Annotated in this window: 21 protein-coding genes; 6 read left to right on the forward strand and 15 right to left on the reverse strand. The window is 62.8% G+C overall.

The genetic code is table 11. The features are described 5' to 3' along the window. The first annotated feature begins 18 nt into the window (after positions 1-18). Together BN1118_RS11375 and BN1118_RS11380 are read left to right on the forward strand one after the other, a co-directional pair. Entirely contained in the window at positions 19-1,095 is a 1,077-nt protein-coding gene (locus tag BN1118_RS11375; protein ID WP_043556154.1) for an HBL/NHE enterotoxin family protein, read from the forward strand. A 46-nt stretch (positions 1,096-1,141) separates the two neighbouring features. Further along, positions 1,142-1,942: a hypothetical protein gene (locus BN1118_RS11380; RefSeq protein ID WP_043556156.1), complete on the forward strand. Its 801-nt coding sequence runs from the start codon at positions 1,142-1,144 to the stop codon at positions 1,940-1,942. Between the two features lie 91 nt (positions 1,943-2,033). Here BN1118_RS11380 and BN1118_RS11385 read toward each other — a convergent pair whose 3' ends face one another. Together BN1118_RS11385 and ycfP are read right to left on the reverse strand one after the other, a co-directional pair. Next, positions 2,034-3,326 (reverse strand): NAD(P)/FAD-dependent oxidoreductase, encoded by a 1,293-nt coding sequence (locus tag BN1118_RS11385; protein ID WP_043556157.1) that lies wholly within the window; start codon positions 3,324-3,326, stop codon positions 2,034-2,036. A gap of 78 nt (positions 3,327-3,404) precedes the next feature. Next, entirely contained in the window at positions 3,405-3,944 is a 540-nt protein-coding gene (gene ycfP / locus BN1118_RS11390) for an alpha/beta hydrolase YcfP (RefSeq protein WP_043556158.1), read from the reverse strand. Positions 3,945-4,432: 488 nt separating this feature from the next. On the opposite strand from ycfP, the gene BN1118_RS11395 reads away from it, so the two are divergent. Beyond that, the gene (locus BN1118_RS11395; protein WP_043141175.1) at positions 4,433-5,830 is read left to right on the forward strand and encodes a nucleobase:cation symporter-2 family protein; all 1,398 of its coding nucleotides are present in this window, start codon (positions 4,433-4,435) and stop codon (positions 5,828-5,830) included. A gap of 55 nt (positions 5,831-5,885) precedes the next feature. Here the strand turns inward: BN1118_RS11395 and BN1118_RS11400 are convergent, their stop codons facing one another. The 3 genes from BN1118_RS11400 to BN1118_RS11410 form a co-directional block, all read right to left on the reverse strand. After that, positions 5,886-7,694: a M3 family oligoendopeptidase gene (locus BN1118_RS11400; RefSeq protein WP_043556160.1), complete on the reverse strand. Its 1,809-nt coding sequence runs from the start codon at positions 7,692-7,694 to the stop codon at positions 5,886-5,888. 155 nt (positions 7,695-7,849) lie between these two features. Next, positions 7,850-9,628, reverse strand: coding sequence for a M3 family oligoendopeptidase (locus BN1118_RS11405; protein WP_043556161.1), 1,779 nt, complete (start codon positions 9,626-9,628; stop codon positions 7,850-7,852). A gap of 180 nt (positions 9,629-9,808) precedes the next feature. After that, positions 9,809-10,726, reverse strand: coding sequence for a DUF808 domain-containing protein (locus BN1118_RS11410; protein ID WP_043556162.1), 918 nt, complete (start codon positions 10,724-10,726; stop codon positions 9,809-9,811). Between the two features lie 187 nt (positions 10,727-10,913). Between BN1118_RS11410 and BN1118_RS11415 the strand changes: the two genes are divergently transcribed. Further along, complete coding sequence (locus tag BN1118_RS11415; RefSeq protein ID WP_043556165.1) at positions 10,914-11,516, forward strand: DUF924 family protein; 603 nt, start codon at positions 10,914-10,916, stop codon at positions 11,514-11,516. A 68-nt stretch (positions 11,517-11,584) separates the two neighbouring features. Here the strand turns inward: BN1118_RS11415 and secF are convergent, their stop codons facing one another. The 9 genes from secF to hinT all read right to left on the reverse strand — a co-directional run bounded on the left by secF (position 11,585) and on the right by hinT (position 19,791). Next, a complete protein-coding gene (gene secF, locus BN1118_RS11420; RefSeq protein ID WP_172955328.1) occupies positions 11,585-12,499 on the reverse strand; it encodes a protein translocase subunit SecF in 915 nt (304 codons plus the stop codon). A 115-nt stretch (positions 12,500-12,614) separates the two neighbouring features. Further along, positions 12,615-14,417, reverse strand: coding sequence for a protein translocase subunit SecD (gene secD, locus BN1118_RS11425; protein WP_043556166.1), 1,803 nt, complete (start codon positions 14,415-14,417; stop codon positions 12,615-12,617). Between the two features lie 157 nt (positions 14,418-14,574). Next, the gene (locus BN1118_RS11430; RefSeq protein ID WP_052449190.1) at positions 14,575-15,048 is read right to left on the reverse strand and encodes a hypothetical protein; all 474 of its coding nucleotides are present in this window, start codon (positions 15,046-15,048) and stop codon (positions 14,575-14,577) included. A gap of 107 nt (positions 15,049-15,155) precedes the next feature. Continuing rightward, on the reverse strand, positions 15,156-16,013 hold the full coding sequence (locus tag BN1118_RS11435) for a DUF6279 family lipoprotein (RefSeq protein WP_043141194.1): 858 nt from the start codon (positions 16,011-16,013) through the stop codon (positions 15,156-15,158). A gap of 111 nt (positions 16,014-16,124) precedes the next feature. Beyond that, on the reverse strand, positions 16,125-16,958 hold the full coding sequence (locus BN1118_RS11440; RefSeq protein WP_043556171.1) for a phosphotransferase: 834 nt from the start codon (positions 16,956-16,958) through the stop codon (positions 16,125-16,127). Continuing rightward, positions 16,948-17,544, reverse strand: a complete 597-nt coding sequence (lpoB, locus tag BN1118_RS11445) for a penicillin-binding protein activator LpoB (protein ID WP_005302153.1) — start codon at positions 17,542-17,544, stop codon at positions 16,948-16,950. Before lpoB ends, BN1118_RS11440 begins: the two co-directional genes overlap by 11 nt. Next, positions 17,544-17,942 carry a YcfL family putative periplasmic lipoprotein gene (locus BN1118_RS11450; RefSeq protein WP_043556172.1) on the reverse strand — a complete coding sequence of 133 codons (399 nt, stop codon included), beginning with the start codon at positions 17,940-17,942 and terminating at the stop codon, positions 17,544-17,546. Before BN1118_RS11450 ends, lpoB begins: the two co-directional genes overlap by 1 nt. A gap of 74 nt (positions 17,943-18,016) precedes the next feature. Continuing rightward, positions 18,017-19,441: a COG3014 family protein gene (locus BN1118_RS11455; RefSeq protein ID WP_043556173.1), complete on the reverse strand. Its 1,425-nt coding sequence runs from the start codon at positions 19,439-19,441 to the stop codon at positions 18,017-18,019. After that, positions 19,441-19,791 (reverse strand): purine nucleoside phosphoramidase, encoded by a 351-nt coding sequence (gene hinT, locus BN1118_RS11460; protein ID WP_042869695.1) that lies wholly within the window; start codon positions 19,789-19,791, stop codon positions 19,441-19,443. Before hinT ends, BN1118_RS11455 begins: the two co-directional genes overlap by 1 nt. Before the next feature lie 250 nt (positions 19,792-20,041). On the opposite strand from hinT, the gene BN1118_RS11465 reads away from it, so the two are divergent. Then, positions 20,042-22,054: a methyl-accepting chemotaxis protein gene (locus tag BN1118_RS11465; RefSeq protein WP_043556174.1), complete on the forward strand. Its 2,013-nt coding sequence runs from the start codon at positions 20,042-20,044 to the stop codon at positions 22,052-22,054. Positions 22,055-22,138: 84 nt separating this feature from the next. Here BN1118_RS11465 and BN1118_RS11470 read toward each other — a convergent pair whose 3' ends face one another. Next, positions 22,139-23,023 (reverse strand): 6-pyruvoyl trahydropterin synthase family protein, encoded by an 885-nt coding sequence (locus BN1118_RS11470; RefSeq protein WP_043556176.1) that lies wholly within the window; start codon positions 23,021-23,023, stop codon positions 22,139-22,141. Between the two features lie 79 nt (positions 23,024-23,102). Between BN1118_RS11470 and BN1118_RS11475 the strand changes: the two genes are divergently transcribed. Beyond that, positions 23,103-24,446, forward strand: coding sequence for a dihydroorotase (locus tag BN1118_RS11475; protein ID WP_005314854.1), 1,344 nt, complete (start codon positions 23,103-23,105; stop codon positions 24,444-24,446). Positions 24,447-24,664: the final 218 nt, after the last annotated feature.

Raw genomic sequence — 24,664 nt, forward strand, 5'->3', positions numbered from 1 at the left:
CACAAAAGGACGATAGACATGATAAATGCAACCATTTCCATGGATCAGAGCATGGCCGGTCAGGCCGGTCAGGCGCTGCAGATCCAGACCTATTGCAACAGCGTCAAGCAACAGGTGTCCGTGGATTTCAGCCAGTTCCCGAACCTCAAGGACAACCAGACCCAGATCAACCAGGGACTGGACGTCGCCAAAGGGCATGCGGATCTGTACCTCAACCAGATCCAGCCGCAGATCATCACCAATATCAGCAACATCTCCAACTACTACGCCCTGCAAAATGCCATCCCGACCGTGCTTCCTCCCGGTTCCACCAAGGCCCAGTGGCTCAGGCAGTTGAACGTCATCAAGGAACAGGCCACCGAGTACCACAAGGTCTCCTCCGATACCCGTCTTATTATCCTGGATCTCAACAACAACCTGATCACCGACTCCCGCAACTTCCAGGGCATAGTGGTGAACCTCAACAGCAAGGTGCAGGGTGACAACGGGGTGCTGGCTCAGCTCAACGGTGACATCGACAAGGTCAACGCGGCCATCGACGGCGCCATCGCCGGCATAGTGGTTGGGGGCTTGCTGGTGATTGGCGGCGCCTTCGTCACTGCCATAGGCGCAGTGGCCGACTTCGTCACCGCCGGCACCTCGACACCTGTGGTAATAGGTGGGGTCGCCATGATGGTGGCAGGCGCCGCCGGTATCACGGCAGGCTCCATAGTGCTGCACAACTCGCTGGGCGCCCGCCAGGATCTGTACCAGAAGCGCAGCAACCTCAACAGCGAGGTACTGATCGCCACCCAGATCGGCAATGGTTATAAAGGGCTCCAGGTACAGGCCCAAAACGCAGTCAATGCCGCGACCCAGATGAGCAATGCCTGGGACGCCCTGACCTCGGATCTCGGCAGCCTGATCACGGATCTGGACAAGGGCATCACCAGCGGCGACGACATCCGCCAGCTCTGGTTGACCGCCGCCGACACCACAGTGAAGACGGTGCTCGTCGACGTGAACATCATCAAGGCCCAGATGGCCGGCGTCAGCCCCATGCAAGTGCCCGCGACCGCCACCATAGCCGATTTCGTCGGCCGTCTGGCCGCCTAAACCACGGGAGGGCGGCCAGGCCGCCCTCTTCCATCAAGGAGAGCCCATGAGCAACGGTATTCTTTCTCAATCCATTGCCAACATGCAGCAGGCCGAAGCCGTCATTCAGTCCTTCACCGGTCTGCCGCAAAACGCCGTCAACATCCAGCAGAACGTCGAGGAGGTGGTCGCGGCGCTGCTGCCCCAGGTGCAAACCATGCAGCAGCAGGTCCTGGCGTTTGGTGCACGCCTGGAGGTGCAACTGACGCAGCAGCTGGCCAATACCGGCCCCTTCAACCCAGAGGCGCTCAAGGCATTCGTCGATCTGGTCCAGCAGGAGATCACCCCCATCCAGACGCTGACCGCCCAGACCCTGACCGCCAGCCAGACGGCCAACGATCGCATCACGCAAGACAACATAGCGTTGCAACGGATCGGCGTGGAGCTGCAAGCCACCATAGCCGGACTGCAATCCAACCTGGCCGGGGCCCGTCAGGAGCTGGACTCCCTCAACAAGAAAAAGCTCTACCTGCTGGGGCTGGGATTGCTGGGGCTGCCGGGCCTCATCGCCCTGGCCGTCACCCTGACGCAAACCCAGAACAAGGTGAACAGTCTGGAGGGACAGGTGAACCAGATTGAGGGGCAGATCCAGCGTCAGCAAGGCTTTCTCGGCCAGACGACGGCATTCTCCCAGCAATTCGGCTCCCTCATCGATCGGGTGAGCAAGGTCGGCAACACCATCACCCTGCTCGGCGGCGATATTGCCAACGTCGCCCGCGATGCCGGGCAAGGGGATCCTGAGCTGGCGCGGCTCTTCTTCACCGCCGCCCTCACCGAGGTTCGCACCCTGCAGGTGGACGCCTCCTGATATCCCTGAAACAAAAAAGGAGAGGCCTTGGCCTCTCCTTTTTCATGGTGCGCGGGGCCATTGCCACCCCGGCACGTTTGCCCCAAGCGGCTTAGTGCAGCTTCAGGGTCGGACGCAGCACCCGATTGATGCGACCCACCAGCATGATGAGGCCGGTCTTGACGTAGCCGTGCAGAGCGACCTGGTGCATCCGATAGAGCGAGATGTACACCATGCGAGCTATGTAGCCTTCCACCATCATGGAGCCGCGCATCAGGTTGCCCATCAGGCTGCCCACGGTGGAGAAGCGACTCAAAGAGACCAGCGAGCCGTGATCGTGATAGAGGTAGGGCTTCATCTCGCCCCCTTCCAGCTTGGCCAGGATGTTCTTGTACGCCTGGGTCGCCATCTGGTGGGCGGACTGGGCGCGCGGCGGCACGAACTTGCCATCCGGCTGCGGGCAGGCGGCGCAGTCACCGATGACGAAGATATTCTCGTCACGGCTGGTCTGCAGCGTCTCTTTCACCACCAGCTGGTTGATGCGGTTGGTCTCGAGTCCGGCGATATCCTTCATGAAGTCCGGCGCCTTGATACCGGCGGCCCACACCATCAGATCCGCTTCGATGAGCTCGCCATCCTTGGTGTGCAGACCCTCGCTGGTCGCCTCGGTGATCATGGTGGCGGTACGCACGTCCACCCCCAGCTTCACCAGCTCCTGATGGGCGGCGCCACTGATGCGCTCCGGCAGTGCCGGCAGAATGCGGGGGCCCGCTTCCACCAGGCTCACCTTCAGGCTGTCGGTGGTAAGGTTCTTGAAACCGTAGGCATAGAGCTGCTCGACCGCGTTGTAGAGCTCGGCAGAGAGCTCGACGCCGGTGGCACCGCCGCCGACGATGGCGATCTTCACCTTGTCACCGGGCTGGTATTCGGTGGCGAATTGCAGGAAGCGGTTCATCATGCTGTTGTGGAAGCGGTGTGCCTGGGAGGGGCTGTCCAGGAAGATGCAGTGATCCTTGATGCCCTTGGTGTTGAAGTCGTTGGAGACGGAACCGATCGCCATCACCAGGATGTCGTAGGGCAGTTCCCGCTCGTTGACCACTATGTCACCGTTATCGTCGACGATCTTCGCCAGTACGATGCGCTTTTCGTCGCGCTTGATGTCGGTCAGGCTGCCCAGCTGGAAATCGAAACCATGGTTCTTGGCATGGGACTGGTAGCTCAGGGCATCGATGCCCGCATCCATGGAGCCGGTGGCCACTTCGTGCAGCAGGGGTTTCCACAGGTGGGTACGGTTGCGATCGACCAGGGTGATCTTCGCCTTGTTCTTCTTGCCCAGCTTGCGACCCAGGCTGGTGGCCAGCTCCAGACCGCCGGCCCCGCCGCCGACGACAACAATATTGGTCATGGTTAATTACCTCGGTTCCATTAAAGCGAAGGGAGCCATCGGCTCCCTTGATAGTTGAATCCATGACGTGACGATCAATCAGGCTTCCTTGAAAGCCTTCATCTGTTGCAGGTGATGAGAGATGTTCCTGAACTTGTGAGTCTCTCGCTCATCCCACACGATGTTGTAATAATTCTTCAATTCACGCTCAGTTTCGCCATTATCGCGGATTTCATCCTGAACGGAAAGGATGCAGAGGCAATTTCCTGAATTTTTACTACGAAATTCAGACACACATTTGGTGCCTATATCCTCGTACTCTTCCGGTCTGTCGATCTTGCCCTGCATGGTGATCTCGGGGTGCAGGTTGGGATTGAAGATCACCTGCTTGATGCCGCACAGGAAGCCGATCCGCTCGCTCCAGTAGCCTCCCAGCCCTACCCCGCAGATGAGGGGCTTGGGGTCCGTGCTCATGTCGAGCTGCTTCTTCACTTCCTTGAGCAGGTGGCTCATGTCATGACGGGGGTGAACCGTGCTGTAGTGCACGAAACGCACATCATCATCGATAAACTGCAACTGCAGCACTTTTTCATGATTGCCGGGGCTGGTGGCATCAAAACCATGCAGATAGATGATCATGGACAAGACCTCAAAAACTGTGTCGGTTCTATCGAACCTACCCCAGCGGCGGGGCCCTGCGCCACCAAAACATCCCACTTTCTTGCTTTGGATCACGCCTCCGGTTGCGGATGAAACCAGATTGAGAGCCCCTTCCCCCTGCGCGAGTATCAAAGTGAGAGCCCGCCAGGCAGAAATGATACGCCGACTACCAATGTGAGAGCCCGTCCCGCGGGCCAGCAAACGATTGCCCTTCATAGCTTTCCAACCCTGTGATCCCGTCCACAAAACCACCGGCAGGCGCATCACTACCAAGCCAATGCGCACGTTTTGTGCAGTATCCGCCTCCATGGGTGCGCAGCCGGGCTGGCCATCCACGCCGACCACGATGCCTGCGCGCACAGGATCGGCGCCCGTCCCCCTGTCCAACCCATCCCGGGTCCCTGAGCGGGGCAGCCAGCCCCATCTTGCCCGGCCCTGCCGGTCGGGCCGCAAGGAGTGAGGTATTCATGAACCAGACCAATGCCCCCGGGACGACCACCCACAGTCCCGTCGATGAAGTGGAACGCATGCTCCCCCCTGGCCAGCTCTTTACCCTGGGTTTGCAACATGTGCTGGTGATGTACGCCGGCGCCGTGGCGGTGCCGCTGGTGATAGGCGGCAGCCTGGGGCTGCCCAAGGATCAAATCTCTTATCTCATCAGCTCGGATCTGTTCTGCTGCGGTATCGTCACCCTGCTTCAGTGTCTGGGGATAGGCCGGTTTGCCGGGATCCGGCTGCCGGTCATCATGTCGGTCACCTTCGCCGCCGTCATGCCCATGCTGGCCATAGGCGCCAACCCGGATCTGGGGCTGACCGGCATCTTCGGTGCCACCATAGCCGCCGGGATCCTCTCCACCCTGCTGGTGCCCCTGGTCGGTCGCCTGATGCCGCTCTTCCCGACCGTGGTGACGGGTGTGGTGATCACCTCCATCGGGATCAGCATCATGCAGGTGGGGATCGACTGGATGGCGGGGGGCAAGGGCAATCCCGAGTACGGCAGCCTGCGCTACATAGGCACCAGCTTCCTGGTGCTGGCCTTCATCTTGCTGGTGACCCGCTTCACCAAGGGCTTTTTCAGCAACATCTCTGTGCTGCTCGGCATACTGTTCGGCTTCGTCATCGCCATCGGCATGGGCGAGGTGAATCTGACAGGCCTGGATGAGGCGGCCTGGTTTGCCCCCATAGTGCCGTTCGCCTTCGGCTGGCCCACCTTCGATCCCATCTCCATCGCCACCCTCACCGTCATCATGCTGATCACTTTCATCGAATCCATGGGGATGTTTCTGGCGCTCGGCGACATAGTCGGTCACCCGGCCAGCCGGGGCGACATAGTGCGGGGACTGCGGGTGGATGGCATAGGAACCGTGATTGGCGGCATCTTCAACAGCTTCCCCCACACCTCGTTTTCCCAGAATATCGGGCTGGTGAGCGTGACCGGGGTGTCGAGCCGCTGGGTCTGCGTCATGTCGGGGGGGATACTGCTCGCCTTTGGCCTGATCCCCAAGATGTCGCTGATGGTCGCCTCCATTCCCCCCTTCGTGCTCGGCGGCGCCGGCATCGTCATGTTCGGCATGGTGCTGGCCACCGGCATTCGCATCCTGGCGCGGGCCGATTACAACAGCAACCGTCACAACCTCTACATAGTCGCCATCAGCCTGGGAATAGGCATGATCCCCACCGTCTCCGGCCACTTCTTTCAACACTTTCCCGCCGCGCTGCAGCCGCTGCTGCACAGCGGTATCCTGCTGGCGACCCTGAGCTCGGTGCTGCTGAACCTCTTCTTCAACGGCTACCAGCCGGATCTCAGCCACCAGCCCCGCCCCTTGCTGGTAGGCCCGGTTCGGCCAGTCGCCCCCCGGCCATAAAAAAACCGCCGGGCAGATACACTGCCCGGCGGCGCCTTCACGTGCCAGAGTCCCCTCAGCCGCAGGTCTGCTCGAAGCGATCCACCGCCGCCGCCACCAGCGCCATGCTGCCCTGCCAGAAGGCAGCCTCGCGGATATTCTGACCTAGGTGTTTTGCCACCAGATCTTCGGCGCTCATGCGGCCGGTATCGCGCAGCAGGGCGCGATACGCCTCGGCCACGTTCGTTTCCCCCGCCGCCTGACGGCTCATCAACTGCTGATAGACCCCCAGGCTGAACAGATAGCCAAACAGATAGGGGTAGTTGTAAAACCCGAGCCCGGCGATGGAGAAGTGCGCCTTGGCCGCCCAGAACATGGGGTGGTAACGGCAGAGGCTCCCCTCATACCAGCGGCCCCACGCCTCGTCGGTCAGGGTCTTGAGCCGCTCAGCCGACACATAGCCCTGTCCGCGGGCGGTCACCAGCGCCTGTTCGAAGTCGAAGCGGGCCGGAATATTGACCAGGAAGGTGGCGGCGCCGTCGGCCTCGGCCCAGGCGATGGCCTGCTGCTGCTCCGGCGTCTGCGCCTGTTCGAACAGGGCGCTGCGCACCAGGGTCTCGGCGAAGATGGAGGCGGTCTCCGCCAGCGTCATGGGGTAGCTGCGCTGGCTCATGGGCAGATCGCGAATGAGCCAGTTGTGCCAGGCGTGCCCCAGCTCGTGGGCGAGCGTGATGACGTTGTCCATGGTACCGGCATAGGTGATGAAGACCCGCGGTTCCACCGGATCGGCAAACTTGGTGCAGTAGGCACCGGTACGCCGGTTCGGGGTAGGCGCCGCATCGATCCAACCCTTCTCGGCCATCATGCGGGCAAATGCCCCCATCTCGGGATCAAAACGAGAGAATGCCTCGGCGATGATCTCGATGGCCTCCTCGAACGGGATCTCGCGGCTGCTGGCGGCCGGGGGCGGTGCAAACAAGTCCTCCGGCCCCGGATCTGTGATGCCGAGTCGCTTCGCCATCAGCCCCAGCGCCCGCTGGCCCAGACCCCGGGCGTGATAGGTCTCGGCCATGAGGGTATCCAGGGTGGTGCGCTCTATGTGGCTCTGATGGCAGGAGAGATCCAGCGCATCCAGCGTTCGCTGCTTGCCGCGCTGGCGCGAAAGCTCCAGCCGCCAGCCGTTGAGGGCATTGAGGATGGCCGCCACCGTATCCTGCTCCCCTTCCCAGCCGGCACTGATGGCGTCGAAGGCTTCCCGGCGCAGTGCCCGCACCGGGCTGGAGAGCAAGTTGCTGGCCTCGGCCAGCCCCATCTCGCGGCCATCGATAACGAGGCGGATCTTGCCTACCAGATCGTTGTAGAGGTTGCCCCAGGCGTGCAACCCGTCGGTGCCAAGCCCAATCACCAGCTGCTCGGCCTCCACCGGCAGGCGCTGATCCTGCAAGCGGCGCTCATGGCGCAGCCGGTAATCCTCTTCTCCGAGCAAGGGATCCAGCATCAGCCGCTCAAACTCGGGCTCGGGCAGTCCCAGCATCAGGTCTTCGACCGGGGCCAGGGTCTTGAACAGATCGGCGTTGAGGGCGCGGGCGCGGGAAGCCAGCTGCTTGGCGAGCACATCGCGGGCATCCTGACTGCCCTTGCAGGCCGCCAGTATGGCGACGTTCCAGCCGATATTGCGGATCCGCTGGGCCCGCAGACGCACTTCGCGCAAAAAATCGGGCAAGGCATCGGTGTTGCCCAACACCTGCTCAAGACCGTCGATAAAACCGGCAAGCTCGGCGAGGTTGGCTCGGGCCAGGCTCATGTCCGCTTCCAGCTCGGGGCAGTCGAGGGCGGGATAGATATGCTGGTTGTGCCACTGTTGTGGGTAAATTCGTTGCTGCATCAAACGCTCGTCATCAATATCAGGGGGCAGAGGCTGCCTGGGGTGAAATGCGCGTGGCCGGGCCGCTGCGGACTCGCCACGAAAGAAACAGGGGCCGCAGAGGCGACCCCGAACGGCCGGTCTGATCAACCGATGCGATCAGATGGGCCAGCCCGTCACACCAGTCGCTCGAGGCGGTCGACCGCCTCCTCCACATAGCGCAGGCTCTCCTGCCAGAAGGCGGGTTCGCGAATGTCGACCCCCAGGTGTTTCTCCACCAAATCCTCGGCGCTCATGCGGCCCGTGTCGGTGAGCAGCGCGCGATAGGCGTGGGCAAACTCGCCCCCGGCCCGCTCCTTCTGGGCATAGAGCCCCAGGCTGAACAGATAGCCGAACAGGTAGGGGTAGTTGTAAAACCCGAGATCGGCGATGGAGAAGTGGCACTTGCTGGCCCAGAACAGCTCGTCGTACTGGCTGAGGGTGTCACCATACCACTGCTGCTGCGCGGATTTCATCATCTGCCGCAGCTGGCTTGCCCCCACATAGCCCTGCTCTCGCGCTGCCACCAGCGCCCGCTCGAAGGTGAAGCGGGCGGGGATGTCGAGCAGCAGGCTGGCGGCCCGCTCCCCGTCCAGCCAGGCGATGGCCCGGCGCGGCTCCATCTTGTCGGTGGCGGCCAACAGGGCATCACGCACCAGGGCCTCGGCAAACAGGGAGGCAGTCTCGGCCAGCGTCTTGGGGTAGTCGCGCTGCTCCAGCGGCAAGTCCCGCAGCAGCCAGCTGTGCCAGGCGTGCCCAAGCTCGTGAGCCAGGGTGATGAGGTTGTCCATGGTGCCCTCGAAGGTGAGAAACACCCGAGGCTCGGGGGGATCGGCATATTCGGTGCTGTAGGCACCGCTGCGCCGGTTTGCGCTGGGGGCCGCGTCAATCCAGCCCTTGTCGGCCATCATGCGGGCAAAGGCCCCCATCTCGGGGTCAAAGCCGGCGAAGGCATCGGCCACCAGGGTCAGCGCCTGCTCGAAGCTGAGCGAGGCCGGAGTCGCGGCGGGCGCCGGGGCATAGAGATCCCAGGGGGCAAAATCGCTGATCTGCCGGGCGCTGGCCATGGCGCGCAGGGCTCGCCGCCCCAGCGTCTTGTGGGCGTCAGCCTCGGCCATCAGGGTATCCAGGGTGGCGCGCTCGATATGGCTCTGATGACAGGAGACATCCAGCGCATCTAGCCGACGCGTCTTGCCACGCTGGGCGGCGAGCTCGTTGCGCCAGCCGTTGATGGCGTTGAGGATGGCGGCCACCGTCTCCTGCTCTGCCTGCCAGGTGGCCTGAATGCCGTGCCAGGCGCTGGCACGACGCGCCCGCTCCGGGTGGGCCAGCAGATTTTCCGCCTGGGCCAGCCCCATGGGCTCTCCGTCCACGACAGGCCTGAGCCGGCCCACCAGGCTGTCGTAGAGATCCCCCCAGCCTTGCAGTCCATCCACTCCCAGCCCCGCGATCAGCTGCTCGCTCTCCAAGGAGAGCCGTTGATCCTGCTGACGCCTGTCGTGACGGATGGCATAGGCCAGCTCGAACAGCTCGGGATCCTGCAACAGGGCCCGCACCTGCCCCTCGGGGGCACTTGCCCAGAACAGGGCCACTGGCTTGCTGAGCTGGGCCAGGCTCGCCTGCAACTGCTGACCACGGGAGAGCAGCGCACGCGCCGCTTCGTCGCGACCATTGCGACTGAGCCGGTTATAGGCATAGGTCTGGCTGTTCCAGGCCAGCCGGCAAACGTCGTTCCAGCAGGATCTGATGGCCCGCAGCAGGTGGCGCAAGGCATTGATGTCGGTAGTCTTGGGCAGTTCATCCAGCAAGTGCTGCAGGCTGTTCAGGGTCTCGCGGGCACGCTGGAAATCGACGTCGATCGCCGGGCAATCGGTGGCGGCATAGATGTGATCATCCAGCCAAACGGGTGGGTTCATGATAGTCCTTGTTTGTTTGCATCCATGTGGGGTGGCCCCGCCTCTGTGGGCGAGTGCCACTGCCGATAGTACGAAGGGAGCCGGCACTTGCCCAGCCCCCATCCGAGTCAACAAACAAGACGAACAATCAGCGGTGCGACGGCCTCTGTCGGCCGTGCACAAACAGTGGACAGGCCGCCGTTATTTGGCGGGTTTGAGTTTGCTCACCAGGGTCATGGCCAGCACCAGCACCATGCCCGCCACCACACCGGCCACGGCGTTGAGCAGGGTCGGTGTCACCGCGGCCAGCACGGCGCCCACGGACGGCAAGGTGGCAAGGGCTGCGGCCGCACCTTCAACCAGGTGATGGGCGAAGGGCCAGCCATGCACCAGAATGCCGCCACCCACCATGAACATGGCGATGGTCCCCACCAGTGCCAGCAGGTGCATCAGACGGGGCGCAGTCACCAGCAGGCCCCGACCCACGGCCCGGCGCAAGGGGCTGCCATCGGGCTTTTGCAGCAGGTGCAGGCCGATATCGTCGAGCTTGACGATGAGCCCCACCAGGCCATAGACCCCTACCGTCATCAGCAGGGCTATGCCCGCCACCACAGAGATCTGCAGGCCCAGGCTGCTGCCCTGCACTGTGCCGAGCGCGATGACAATGATCTCGGCAGAGAGGATAAAGTCGGTGCGAATGGCCCCCTTTATCTTCTGCTGCTCGAAGGCCACCAGATCGTCTGGCACCGGGCCCCTGTGTTGCTCGCTCTCTGCCGCCTCGTGGGGCAGAAACTTGTGGGCCAGCTTCTCCGCCCCCTCGAAGCAGAGGTAGGCGCCCCCCAGCATCAGCAAGGGGGTGATGAGCCAGGGCACCAGGGCGCTGATGGCGATGGCGGCAGGCACCAGAATGAGCTTGTTGCGAAACGACCCCTTGGCCACGGCCCACACCACGGGCAGCTCCCGCTCGGCCCGTACGCCGGAGACCTGCTCGGCATTGAGGGCGAGATCGTCCCCCAGCACGCCGGCGGTCTTCTTGGCCGCCACCTTGGTCATCAGGGCCACGTCATCGAGCACGCTGGCTATATCATCGAGCAGGGCCAACAAACTGGTTCCGGCCATATCAGGCATTCCTCATCTCAGTGGAAACATCCCCCCGGGCACACAGGCCATCTCGCCGGGCAGAGGGGGGTCCTTATTTCAGGCAAAAGATGGCACAGTGTAACGAGAAGCCGCCCGTTAGGCAGCAACCACATCAGGGTCAATTGGCCTTGTTTCACCCCGAGTCCCCCCGGCTCAAGGAGTTCCCATGCAACCCTGGCAATCTCTGCTCGATTTCTGGTTTGGCGATGACGCCGACGACGCCACCCGCGCCAAACGGCAAGCCCCGCTCTGGTGGGGAAAAAGCTGCGAAACCGATGCGCTGATAACCAGCCGCTTCGGGGCACTGGCCGAAGCCGCCGCCACCGGCTCTCTGGCCCACTGGGCCGAGGTACCCGTCGGCCGGCTGGCGCTGATCCTGCTGCTGGATCAACTGCCACGCAACATCCATCGCGCCACGCCCGGCGCCTTTGCCCAGGACCCGCTGGCCCGGGATCTCTGTCTGAAGGGCTTGTCGCTGGGGGCTGACAAGGCGCTCTCGCCGCTGGCACGGGTCTTCTTCTACCTGCCGCTGGAGCATGCCGAATCGCGCGAGCAGCAAGTCCGCAGCGTGACCCTGTTCGAGAAGCTGGCGGCCGAGCAGGCCGGCGGTCCGGCGCAGGCCACCTTCGAGGGCTTCGCCGATTTTGCCCGCCGCCATCAGGTGATTATCGAACGCTTTGGCCGCTTTCCCCACCGCAACGCCATACTTGGTCGCACCGGCACGCCGGAGGAGGCCGAATTCTTGCAGCAACCGGGCTCCGGCTTCTAGGCCAGCCACAGAGACAAAAAAACGGGCCCGATGGGCCCGTTTTGCATGCAGGGAGTGGACAAGGGGCATCACGCCGCCTCTGCCAGCTCCTCCTCTTTCTTCTGGTAGGCCTGGGGCGAGAGACCCAGCAGCTCCTGCACTGTGGAGGCGACCGTGATGGAGGAGATGGTCCCCACCAGGATGCCGGCGAACAGGGTGAAGGCGAAGCCGTAGAGGGCGTCGCCGCCGAACAGCAGCAGGGCGCCCACGGTAAAGAGGGTGGTACCCGAGGTGATCATGGTGCGGCTGAAGGTAGCCTTGATCGCCACGTCCGAGCAGTCGTGGATGGAGAGCTTGGTGCGTGAGCTCAAGATGTCCCGCAACCGGTCCGAGATGACGATGCTGTCGTTGAGGGAATAGCCGATCACCGCCATCAGGCCGGCGATCACGTTGAGGTCAAACTCGATGTTGAACAGCGCCAACAGCCCCATGGCCACCAGGCCGTCGTGCAGCACAGACACCAGGATGCCGATAGCCTGACGCCACTCGAAGCGCACCGCCAGGTAGGCGGAGATGGCGAGCGACGCCACCAGCACCGCCAGCATCCCCTGCTGGAACAGTTCGGCACCCACCTGAGGACCGACTATGGTGGTGCGCAGCAGCTCCACCGGCAAGTTGAGCTGTTGACCCAGCATGACAGCCAGCTCCTCGGCCGGCCAGGGCAGCTCGTGGGGCGGCAGCTTGATGAGCCACTCCCCCGGGATGCCGGCGCCGCTCAGCTCGACCGCCCCTGCCAGCGGGGCGCTCAGCAGGGCGTTCAGTTCATGGGCCTCTTTCAGGGTCTGGATGCGAAACTCCAGCAGTATGCCACCGGTGAAGTCGAGCCCGAGCGACAGCCCGTTGATGGCCAGCACGGCTATGCTCGCCACCGTCAGCAGCACGGAGATCCACAACCCGATGTAACGCCAGCGGGTCAGCCCCATGGCAACGATCATTCTCAACATAATTTTATCCTCGACAACAGCTGACTCGGGCTTCCCAACCGGAAGCGCGTGGTGCAGGCGCGGAGCAGGCTCGAACGCGCGGCGCTATGGCACAGAGTGAATGCAGGGGTCACGGTCACACCCTCAGCAGCTTGTCGCTGCGCTTGCCCCACAGGGGGTTGATGATGGCGCGGGTGCCCCAGATGCCGGTCACCATGCTGGAGATGAGACCCAGGATCAGGGTGATGGAGAAGCCCTGCAGCGGGCCCGAGCCGATGGAGTAGAGCACCACGGCGCAGATCAGGGTGGTGATGTTGGCATCGAAGATGGTGCGAAACGCCGAGCGATAGCCAAAGTCGATGGCGTTGGCAAGGCTCCCCCCCTCCCGCAGGCGGTCCTTGATCCGCTCAAAGATCAGCACATGGGTATCCACCGCCATGCCGACCGTGAGCACCAGACCGGCGATCCCCGGCAGGGTCAGCACGGCCCCCGGCAGTACGGCCAGCATGCCCACCTGCATCAGCAGGTTGGCGATGAGCGCCGTGATGGCGACCCAGCCGAACTTGCGATACCAGGCCATCATGAACAGCATCATGCCCGCCATGCCGAACGCCAGCGCGGTGAAGCCCGCCTCTATGTTCTGCAAGCCGAGGGTCGGGCCGATTGAGCGCTCCTCCAGGATCTTCAGCGGCGCCGTAAGGGCTCCGGCCCGCAGCAGCATGGCCAGCTCCTGGGCCTCTGGCAGACTGCCAATACCCGTGATGCGGAACTGGTTGCCAAGGGCGGTCTGGATGGTAGCGACGTTGATCACCTCGCTCTGGGCCCGCAGCTTGCCCTGGGCGTTGGTCTTGTATTCGGTGAAGACGGTAGCCATCGGCTTGCCCACGTGCTGGCGGCTGAACTGGTTCATCTTGCTGCCACCCAGGCTGTCGAGCACGATATTGACCTGGGGTTGGCCCATCTCGCCCATATTGGCGCGGGCATCAACGATGTGCTCACCGCTCAGCACCGGCTTGCGGGCCAGACCGACGGCCTGACCGCTGCGATCCGCCATGAAGAAACGGCTGTCGGCCTGGGCCTCGTAGAAGGCCAGCGATGCGGTGGCGCCTATCACTTCCTTGGCCTGCTTGGGATTGTGCACCCCGGGCAGCTCGATGCGGATGCCATCCTGGCCCTGACGCTGGACCGAGGCCTCGACGATGCCAAGCTCGTTGATCCGCTTTTTCAGGATCGACAGGTTCTGGGTCACGGCGTTGTTGGCCAGCAGGGTACGCTCGGCCTCGCTCATCACCAGCCGCAGCTCGTTGCCGCTGCGATTGAGTTGCCACTGATCCTGTCGGGTACCGGCGGAATCCTTGATGATGTTGAGCCAGGGCGCCTGATCGGCCACCTCGGGCAACGTGACTCTCACCTCCCCTTCGCTCACCCGGGCCACGTTGGCGCCCCGCAGGCGCGCCTCGCGGAACTGGGTACGCAGCATGTCCACCAGGTTTCTGGTCTGGTTGTCCACCACGAAGCTGAGATCGACCCCGATCAGCAGTTGGGAGCCGCCGCGCAGATCCAGCCCGAGCTTGATGGGGGCGGCGCCGAGCTGGCTGATCCAGGTCGGCGCATTGGAGTAGAACTCCAGGGTCAGGGCTGCGCTGTCATAGCCCTGCTGCTCCAGCAGCTGCTTGGCCCTCTGCTGTTCGGACTGGCTGTTGAACACCAGCTCGACCCGCTCTTTCTGTTGCACCTGTTTGACCGGCGTTATCTGGTTGTCGGCCAGCAGGGTGCGCTGTGCCTCGGTCAGGCTGGTCTGGCCGTGCAGGCCAAGGGAAGGCTGCTCACCGAAGAAGGTGGGCAGGGAGTAAAACGCAAAGGTGAACAGCATGAGCAGCAGCAGGGCATACTGCCACATGCTCATGCGATTCAGGGTGGTACGACTCTTTTTTCTCATGGCAAAAGCCTCTGTCAGGAGAAGGCGGCGCACTCGCCACCCATGGCGGAGGCGGCACGCAAGAAAATACAAATGAGACTGGGCGCCCGTTCACGCGCGGTGAGCAGGCTTTACAGGAGACGATGAGGCAGTGCAGCAAGGCCGGACCCCATCGGGATCAGGCGAGATAACTCTGGGAGAAGCGGTATTGCAGGTGTTGGCGTTGCAACCTGTGCCGGTGAATGGTGGCAAAGCGGTCGCGGAAGCTGTTTTTGGGGTAGAAGAGCGCCGCATAGAGCAGCAGGCCGCACAGCAGCAGCAGGATCGCCTGCTGTGACCAGCTCATGATCAGCTCGTAGACGACGCTGCCGGGCTGGTGATCACTGCGCAGGGAGTGTTCGAGCCGCAGCAGATGATTCTGATGGGAGCCGACAAACTTGACGACACCGTCGTCGCTGTCGCTGGCGCTGTGGATCACCAGCAGGGTATCGGACTGATCGCCCGTGCCGGCATCGCTCATCACCTGGCCAGGCTGGGAAGCGGCCTGAGGCGCGGATACCTTGAGCCCCTCCACCGAAACAGTAGAGAGCAACAGAGTGAGCGAGATGAGCAGTGTCATCAACGCCAGTTTCACTTTGTCCAGCAGGCTCAAAAAGTTAATTCCCAAATAATAGAAAGGGCAAACTACCACAGGCACCCAACAAGGACAAGGGCGGCAGGGCCATCAAGCCTCGCACGGCGCCCTGCTAAAAACGAAACTCACCCCTGCGACATCTGCCTGAAATCGCGGGCATAGCCCTTGAGCAGAGTGTAGAGATGAGCACGCTGGGAGATGTCCAGCGACTGGCTCAGGGCGCTCAGCCAGTTGACGGTGCGCTGGCGGGATTGATCCGTGTAGCCGGTGAAACGGCCATCCATGAGTCCATCCCCCTGCTGCAACAGGGCGGTGAGCTGGGCGCCGAAGTCCGGGCTCTGGCGCTGCTGCATCAGCCTGTCCAGCTCCCTGGTCCAGGCGGTCTGAAACTCCAGCCAGGGGGCCTGCAGCTCGTACTGCCACTCCACCCACTGGGCCACCAGCGGCGCCTGGGCCGGCTTCACCTCCCCAATCCAGAACACCAGCCGCTCGTTCATCTTGCCGGTGAACTCCTTGAGCAGCTCGGCCTTGGGCTGGCGGGCAAAATCCTGCTCCCGCTCGGTCTGCCGGCTCAGCCTGTCCTTCATGAACATGGCCACCTGCTCCTCGGTCAGGGTACGGGCCAGCCGCACGGCGCGGGGAACCGTGTTCTCCAGGGTGCGGGTCAGGCTCTGCTGGGCCGCATTCAGATGCAGCGAGACCTGGGCCGGGCTCATGGGGCTCGCCACCGCCCTGGCCAGCGCATCCAGATCATCGGCATAGCGGGGCACCTCGTACTGGCGGTGCCAGGCCATCAGCCCCTTCACCTCGTTGTCCAGCAGCCGCTTCTGGCTGCGATCCAGCGAGAAATAGTCATCCAGCTGCCAGACGATGGCCACGTCCAGCCAGTAATAGACCACCCGGGTGGAGCAGCCCACCAGCAGCAGACAGATCAGCAGCAGGCTCCAGCTGCGGGGTTGACGCCAGGAAAAGGAGGTCACCATGCACTACTCCAAAGATTGACGAGTTGATGATTCATATCGATCTGATCCTGCCTGTGCCAGCGTTGATACGCAGCGATTCGTGTCGAGCAACACCTGCCCCCGCCAGCGGCCCTACTCCAGCCGTTGACGATTCGTGTCTATCAGGGCCTGGTAATCGGGTCCGGGGGCGTGCTCGGCCATCAGCAGCGCCCACAACAAGCCTATGTAGTCGACCCAGGGCAGGAAGGCCTGGCTCTGAAAGCCCCGGCTTCCCAAACGCGCCCCTGCCCGCTCAAGATAGCCGCTCTCCAGCGCCTCTCGCTGGCCGTCGTCCCAGCCGTGGGTGCGCTGTATGCTGGCCACCTCGAAACCGGGATGGCCGGCGGCGCCATACTCCCAGTCGATGACCCAGGGCCGGGTTCCCAACAAGTTAGCCGGATTGAGATCATGATGGCAAGGGAGCCAGCAATCGGCCGGCTCGCGACTGGCCAGCAGTCCCCGCTCCAGCGCAGGCAGCCAGTCAGGGATCCGGGCCAGACGGCCGCGATAACCGGCGGCATGAGCCCGCACTGCCATCACCACGGCGGGCACCGGCAGCCGGTGCAGCCGCACCAGCACCTCGGCCAGCAGACCAGGCTGCTCGGCGGGGAGCGGGGGCGCCTCGGCCCAGTTGGGTTCATCGCACCAATCCAGCAGCATCAGGCCGCTGGCGGGATCGCTGTGATGACAGGGCAGCGCCAGCCCCTGCCCCATGGCCCCCCGATAGAGCTGCCACTCGGTCGCCCTGTCGATACCGAGCCGACAGGGATCCGGATGACCAAGCCGCAAAAAATGACTGCGCCCCGAGGGGAGGCGCAGTCGATAGTTGCAGTTGGTCAGGCCGCTGGCCAGCGCTTCCAGCCGCCCCGAACGCCAGGGGACCGGCAGGCTGGCCAGCAGCTCCAGCTCCGCCAGATCACCAGCCAAAGGTGGATTTCTTCGCCTGTTTGCGGATCTCTTTCTGATCGGCCCACAGCAGTTCGCCGTTTTGCAGATCCATCAGGTTCATGGTCATCTGGTAGTAGACATCCTTCACCTTGCCGTTGTCCTTGACGATGCTGGCGAGGTTGCCATAGACCATGTAGCGGGCACCGGTCTGCTTGCCCAGACGCACCATGGAGGCGGGATCCACCATGCCGCTGCTCTGCTGGTACTCGAGCTGCTGCTTGACCGCCGCCACCTTGCTCATGTCGACGAAGCGGAACTTGCCGGCCCGCAACAGCTTGGTGCGAATGGTGTCCGTGATGGCCTCGGTATCTATGTGCTCCGAGGTCTTGTTGCGGATGGAGTCCATGAACATCACCGGACGACCGCCTGCGGTGATCTCGCTGGTCGCCGGCGAGGCGAGCATGGAGTCCGCCATCTTGTCGGCGATGGCCTGCAGATCCGATGAACCGTAGTCCACTGTCACCGTCTCGGTTTCGGTCGGATCGCCATAGCTGACTGTGGTGCTGGAACAGCCGCCAAGCAGCAGGGCGCCGGTCAATATCAGCAGGGCATGATTCATTTTCATCAGTAGGATTCCTCAATCACTTCGCGTACGTAAATCCGGTATCCCCGGGCGGCCGGGCTCGGCGCCAGGGCAGAGAGGGTGCGGATCTGATAGCCGTGCAGCTTGATGGGGGTCCAGCCGCGACCATCGCTGGCCACCTCCTGCCCCGCCTCATCATACCAATAGAACAGGTATTGCAGCTTGTTGTCACCGCGCTGGGTGCTGGCCGCCGCCACATTGACCTGCAGCAGGCCGTTTTGCTCGCGCCGGCTCAGCTCGGTCAGGGTCACATTGACGTTCTGATGCTGCTCCGCCACCGCCGCAGCGCCCGCCGCGCCATAGAGCGCCACGCCGGAGGTATTGGTGGCGCAGCCGGTCAGCAGCATAACCAACCCCAGGGCCAACCCGTATGCTTTCATCTCGATCTCCTTAGCCGGCGGCCACAGGGGCACAACCGATCAGTCATGGGTGTCATTGTCGTTTGAGTGGGTGCCTAGAGCGGCATCACCCGGGTCGTCAGGCCGGCGCCGAGCCGCTGCACCCACACCAGGGTGGTACGCCCGCCGTGAACGGTGAGCGGCAGCGTGCGCATGGCGCTACCCGCCCCCAGGGTGAGCTGCACCTCGCCTGCCGGCAGCATGCTCTGCCAGCTGGACGCCTGGGCCGGCAACGTAAGCCAGCTGCGGGTATCGGCCCGCTCCGAGAGGGTATTGAAGATGCCGACCAGAATATTGCCCACATCGCCCCCCTCCTTGGCGGCGGTGCGCCTCAGCTGCTCTTTGGTCACCAGCCGCAGCGCCTGACGGGTCAGCATGCCCGGCAACCGCTCCTGCAGATCCTTGGCGGCCAGCGCCTCCAGCCGCACCAGCTCGCTGGTCTGCTCAACCCGCTTGCCCACCGACACCGTCAGCGGACCCGTGTTGCTGGCCCGGTTGTCGTAATAGGGCACGGCTACGGTAAAGGTACGAAAATCGCCGCTGGAGGTGGAGATGGGCAGCGGCAGGAACAGCTCGCGCCGCGCCGGGATCAGCCCATCTTCAAACAGCACCACCAGCTGCCCCTGATTTTTGGTGAAAGGCGGCGCCTTGCGACCCAGCTTCTTCTCCGTCTCCTTGAGCTCATCGGGGGAGCCCCGCAGCCGCGCCAGGCGCAGCAAGGCATCCTGCAGGCTCTGGTTGTCCGGCGCTATCTGGTAGCCACGCTGATAGTCGACCCAGGCATCGTTGAGATCCCCGGCCGCCTCATAGAGCACGCCGGAGAAATAGAAGGTGTAGGCGTTCTGGAAACCGTTTTTCACCTGGCCTATCAGCCGGTCGAGATCCGGTGCCCCGCGCGACATCAGCTGGCGCATCTCCCGCTCTGTACTGGCTTCGGCCCCTTTCTCTCTGGCCTTGCTTACCTCCCCCGCCCGCGCCTTGAGGGCACGCTCCTGCACCTGATTGGCCCGGCGCACCTCCACCAGGGCGCCGTCGGCGTCTCCCCGCTGCAGGTAGTTGAGGGCCAGATAGTGGTGCAGCATGGTGCGCTCATAATCCGGCGTCAGGTAAGCCATGCTCTGATCGTTGGTGAGCAGGCTGCCCGCCTGACCCAGCCCCTGGCTCAGCCGGTATTGGGCCTGATTGTCTTCCCACTCGAGGCGGCTGTCGGCGGCGGCGAAGGCCTGCTTGCTGCCCGCATCCTGACCGGCCAGCCAGGCAATGCGGCCCTGCTCGAGCCGGTCCAGCACATAGGTGTCATCCCCCAGGGTGGACTCGCGCACCTCGGGCAGCGCCTCGGCGGCGTGCCCCAGCAGCAGCTGGTTGCGCAGCGGCACCATCTGATCGGAATAGGAGACGAACATGTCCTGCCAGTGGGAGGCGCAGCCCCCCAGCAGGGCACTGGCCAGCAGGAGGCCGGCCAGACGAGAAAAGCGGTGCATCACAGGCAGAGCAGCGGCCCCAGGGATTGACCCCCTACCAGATGCATGTGGATGTGATAGACCTCCTGCCCGCCGTGGCGATTGCAGTTCATGATCAGGCGATAACCATCCTCGGCGATCCCCGCCTCGCTGGCCAGCTTGCGGGCCACGGTGAACATGCGACCCAGCGCCAGCTCATGTTCGGCTTCCACGTCGTTGACCGTGGGGATCAGCACATTGGGAATGATCAGGATATGGGTCTTGGCCTTGGGCTGGATGTCCCGGAATGCGGTCACCAGATCGTCTTGATAAAGGATGTCGGCGGGGATCTCTTTACGGATGATTTTGCTGAAAATGGTTTCTTGCGCCATGGATAACTCCTTTATATGAAAAAGAAAATTCAACACCAACCTCAAGCGGCTCCCGAGGTGGCCATCAGGGCCCGCCAAGTGTGACACAAGCCGACATTTGACACAGCCGTTGTCCCATTCTCTTCAGTTATTGTTAAAAATACCGATAGCCGGAAGACGTCAGATGGCGTCGCTCGCCCAGGGTGGTAGCAGGGTATCAAATGGACGGGGTATTCAGGCAAGGGACTTTTGCATATACAGCGGGACAATAATGAAACAAACAATGTCAGACCTCTCCATCTTGCAGAGGGTCTATTTAGGCTTTGCCATTCTGGTGGCCGTGATGGCGGCCACCTCGGTACTCACCTTTCGCAGCCAGAGCGAGCTCAATCAGGCGCTGGATCAGGTCACCCGGCAATCCATGCCGTTGGTGATCGCCAGCAGTCAGACCCAGATCAGCCTGCTCAGCGCCAACAAGTGGCTCACCGACGTGCTGACCGAGCAGGATCCCAAGCAGATCCCGGCCGAGGTGGCCGAGCTGCAACAGGCCAAGGCCCAGGTCGACAAGACGCTCGCCACCCTCAGCCGGCAGGCGGCGGCACACCCTGAGCTGCAGGGGGAGATGACGGCACTGAGTAAGCTGGTCGGCGACTATCTGCAGCTGACCGGCACCCTGCCCACCGAACATCAGGCCCTGCTCACCCGCTTGCACAAGGTGAACCAGGCCAAGGGGCAGTTCCAGGTCAGCCTGCCCCAGTTCAAGAAAAACCTCGGCGACATGATGATCACCATAGACGACAGCTTCATCAAGATGCTATCCGAGACCCTGACCACCAAGCTCTCCGCCATCGAGCTCTCCACCATGGATGCGCTCAACCAGAGCATACCCGCTCCCATCGAGGGGGCGCTCAAGCGCAACAAGATGCAGATCGAGGGGTTCAACAGCACCATCAAAGATCTGCAGGGGGAGCTCAAGAACTTCGACAATGACATGGGCCACTATGTGCACGGCTTCGTGCGCGACACGACCGCCAGCGAGGGGGTGCTCTCCCAGTACCTGGCGCTGATGCAGCAGCAGGAGCAAATGCGCGAGCAGAGCAAGCAGGCCAGCAAGCTCATCGTCAGCATCCAGAGCAAGCTCGAGGGGATCACCGACCAGAGTCAGCAGTTGATGAACGCCAGCATCCGCGCCTCCGGCAAGGTGCAGGCCCAGAGCACGCTCACCCAGGGGATCAGCATCGCCATCGCCATCCTGGTGGCCATTCTGGTGGCCTACACCCTGGGCAAGGCGATTCGCCGCCCGCTCAAGGAGCTGCTGCGGGTGCTGACCGAGGTGACCCAGGGCGACATGACCCAGCGCATAGGTTTTCGCAGCAAGAACGCGTTTGGCCAGCTCGGCAGCCAGATCAACCTGTTGATCCAGCAGATGGGGGACGTGCTGACCCAGCTCTCCCAGGCCTCGACCCAGCTCAACAACGCCGCCCACGACAACCGTCACACCACCGAATCGGTGCGGGCGGATCTGGAGAAACAGCGTCAGGAGACCGCCTCGGTCGCCGCCGCCATGACCCAGATGGAAGCCTCGGTGCGTGAAGTGGCCCAGGCGGCCAACCAGACCCTGGAGCGGGTGCAGGACGTGGAGAAAGCCTCCGAGACCGGCCGCAAGGTGATGGCGGGCAACATCACCACCACCCATCAGCTGGCGGGCAAGTTGCAGCAGACCGGCAAGGTGATCGGCGATGTCAGTGCCATGAGCAACCAGATAGGCAACATACTCGACGTCATTCGCGGCATCGCCGAGCAGACCAACCTGCTGGCGCTCAACGCCGCCATCGAGGCGGCCCGGGCTGGCGAGCAGGGCCGCGGCTTTGCGGTGGTGGCCGACGAGGTGCGCAGCCTGGCGGGGCGCACCGCCCAGTCCACCAGCGAGATCCAGACCATGATCGAGAACCTGCAGCAGGGGGTCGCCAAGGCGGTGACTGTGATGCAGGAGTGCTCCCGCGAGATGGACAGCTGCGTGGATCAGAGCTCCCACGCCAACAACGCCATGGAAGAGGTGCAGGGGATAGTGGTGCTGATCAGCGACATGTCGAGCCAGATAGCCTCCGCCGCCGAGCAGCAGCAGGCCACCAGCGCCGACATTGCCACCAACCTCAACCGCATCTCGGATATCTCGGATCTCAACTATCAGGGCATAGCCCGGGTGGCCGAGACCAGCCAGCAGCTCGACTCCCTGGCCGAGCAGCAGGAGAGCCTGGTCAAGCGCTTCCGGCTCAGCGCCTGATGAGGGCGTCGGTTTTCCCATTGCCCTGACACGACAAGGCCCCGCAGATGCGGGGCCTTGCTTATTCTGGCAAGAATCGCGGGATCAGGCGTAGGCGATGGCGCCCTTGCCCACCCCTTCATAGGCCACGATTTTCACGAACTTGTCGCCCACCTGCTTCTTCACCTCGCGGGCTATGTAGCAGGCCAGCAGCTCTATGGTGGTGTCGGTGTCGATCATCTCCACCTCTCCCGCCGGCATGGCCAGCTGGAACAGCCCCTGAGGTGCCACGTACTTGAAGCCGAGATACTGCTCGCCGGCATCCTTCAGGGTCGCCTCGGCCAGCTCGCTCAGGCTCAGCTCGCCGAGGGCCACCTTGTCCTCTTCGGTGCCGAGGTAAATGTCGGCCCAGCGCTCGGCCCAGTTCAGCTCCAGCTCACCGTCCCGCTCACCGTCCAGGTGGATCTCGATGGGAGAGCGATGGCCGTGGGCGATGCGCTGGCAGTTGCCATCATGCTTTTTCAGGCCATGGCTGTAGTGGTAGAAGGCGCCATCGATCTGCTCCTGGCGCAGGGTCAGCGACAGATCCTTGATGTTGCCGGGCAGCCGCTGGGCCAGCACAGCCAGCAGATAGCGGGTGACGGACTCCTTGTCGATCTGGGGCGCCGGGATGAAGGCAAAGCCCTGAGTGGGGCAACGCAGGTGAATGGAGCGACCCGGGCGCAGCAGATCCACCGTGCTCTCCTCCCCCTCCAGCTGGGCCACATGGACCAGTGCACACTCGGCCGGCACCAGCAGCTTGTGATCCACCTCTTCATCGATGATCGACTTGATCAGTTTTTTCACCCGACCAAAGTCCAGCAGCATGCTCATCTCGTTGAGCTCGCCGCTCATCTCGACATCCACCAGCCAGCTCTCCCCCACCATGCCACGGCGTTCACACAGGTAGCTGGAATCGATCACGGTCAAATCTCTTACAAATAACTTCATCAGTCAGGCCTTGCTACAGAGAAAGTGCAGTTTGCGATATTATGACCCGCGATCACTGACAAAGGAACCGGACTCCCCCATGAACAAATTGCTAATCAAGAATGCCACCCTGGTCAATGAAGGCCGCATCTACGCCTCGGATGTATTGATTGAAGGGGAACGGATCGCCCGGATCGCCCCTCACATAGAGGCGCCCGATGCCGTGGTGATAGATGCAGCAGGTCGTCACCTCATCCCGGGAATGATCGATGATCAGGTCCATTTCCGGGAACCCGGCCTGACCCACAAGGGGACCATCGCCAGTGAATCCCGGGCCGCCGTGGCAGGAGGCACCACCAGCTTCATGGAAATGCCCAACGTCAATCCCCAGACCACCACCCTCGATGCCCTCGAAGCCAAATACCAGATAGCCGCCAACTCCTCCGCCGCCAACTACAGCTTCTATCTCGGCGCCACCAACGACAACCTCGACGAGATCAAGCGCCTCGATCCCAAGCAGTCCTGCGGGGTCAAGGTGTTCATGGGCTCCTCCACCGGCAACATGCTGGTGGACAACCAGGAGACTCTGGCGGCGATTTTCCGCGAGAGCCCGGTGATGATAGTGACCCACTGCGAGGACACCCCCTCCATCAAGGTGCTGGAAGACGAGGCCCGCGCCAAGTGGGGCGAGGATGTGCCGATGCGCGAGCACGGCCGCATTCGCAATGACGAGGCTTGCTACAAGTCCTCCAGCATGGCGGTGGGTCTGGCGAAAAAGTACGGTGCCAAGCTGCACGTGCTGCACCTCACCTCCGCCAAGGAGCTGTCGCTGTTTACCGCCAGCCATGATCTCAGCGAGCTGAAAGACAAGAACATCACCGCCGAGGTATGCGTCCACCACCTCTTCTTCAACGAGGCGGATTACGACACTCTGGGCAGCCAGATCAAGTGCAACCCGGCGGTGAAGACGGCCGCCGACCAGCACGCCCTGCTGGATGCGGTACGCAACGACGTGCTGGACATCATAGCCACAGACCATGCCCCCCACACCTGGGAGGAGAAGCAGAACAGCTACTTCAAGGCGCCGTCCGGCATCCCGCTGGTGCAGCACTCCATGCTGGCCCTGCTGGAGCTCTACCACAACGGCGTATTTTCGCTGGAAACCATCGTCAAGAAAACCTCCCACGCGGTGGCCGAGCGCTTCCAGGTGCAGGATCGCGGCTACATTCGCGAGGGTTACTTCGCGGATCTGGTGCTGCTGGATCTGGGCAAGCCCTATGTGGTCAACGACAGCAACCTGCTCTACCTGTGCGGCTGGTCACCCTTCAACGGCTACCGCTTCCACAGCACTGTGGAGATGACCCTGGTCAACGGCCAGATCGCCTGGCAAAACGGTCAGGTCACCGATCAGGTGCTGGGCAAGCGGCTGACCTTCAACCGCTGATCGCTTCATCGCCGATGCAAACGGCCGCCTCCGGGCGGCCGTTTGCATGGTGGGCTGAACAGTGGGTTGAAAAAGGCCCCTGGCATGGGCCCTCGATGGCCTGATTTAGCCGCTGTGGCGGTACTTTGAGCGCCAATTGCTCGCAAAGCAGGCAAACAGTCTCAGAGTGGGATTTCCCCTGTTGACAGGGTCGAGTCATCTCCATAAACTCAGCCCCC

It is taken from the genome of Aeromonas bestiarum (assembly GCF_000819745.1).
Lineage (GTDB): Bacteria > Pseudomonadota > Gammaproteobacteria > Enterobacterales > Aeromonadaceae > Aeromonas > Aeromonas bestiarum.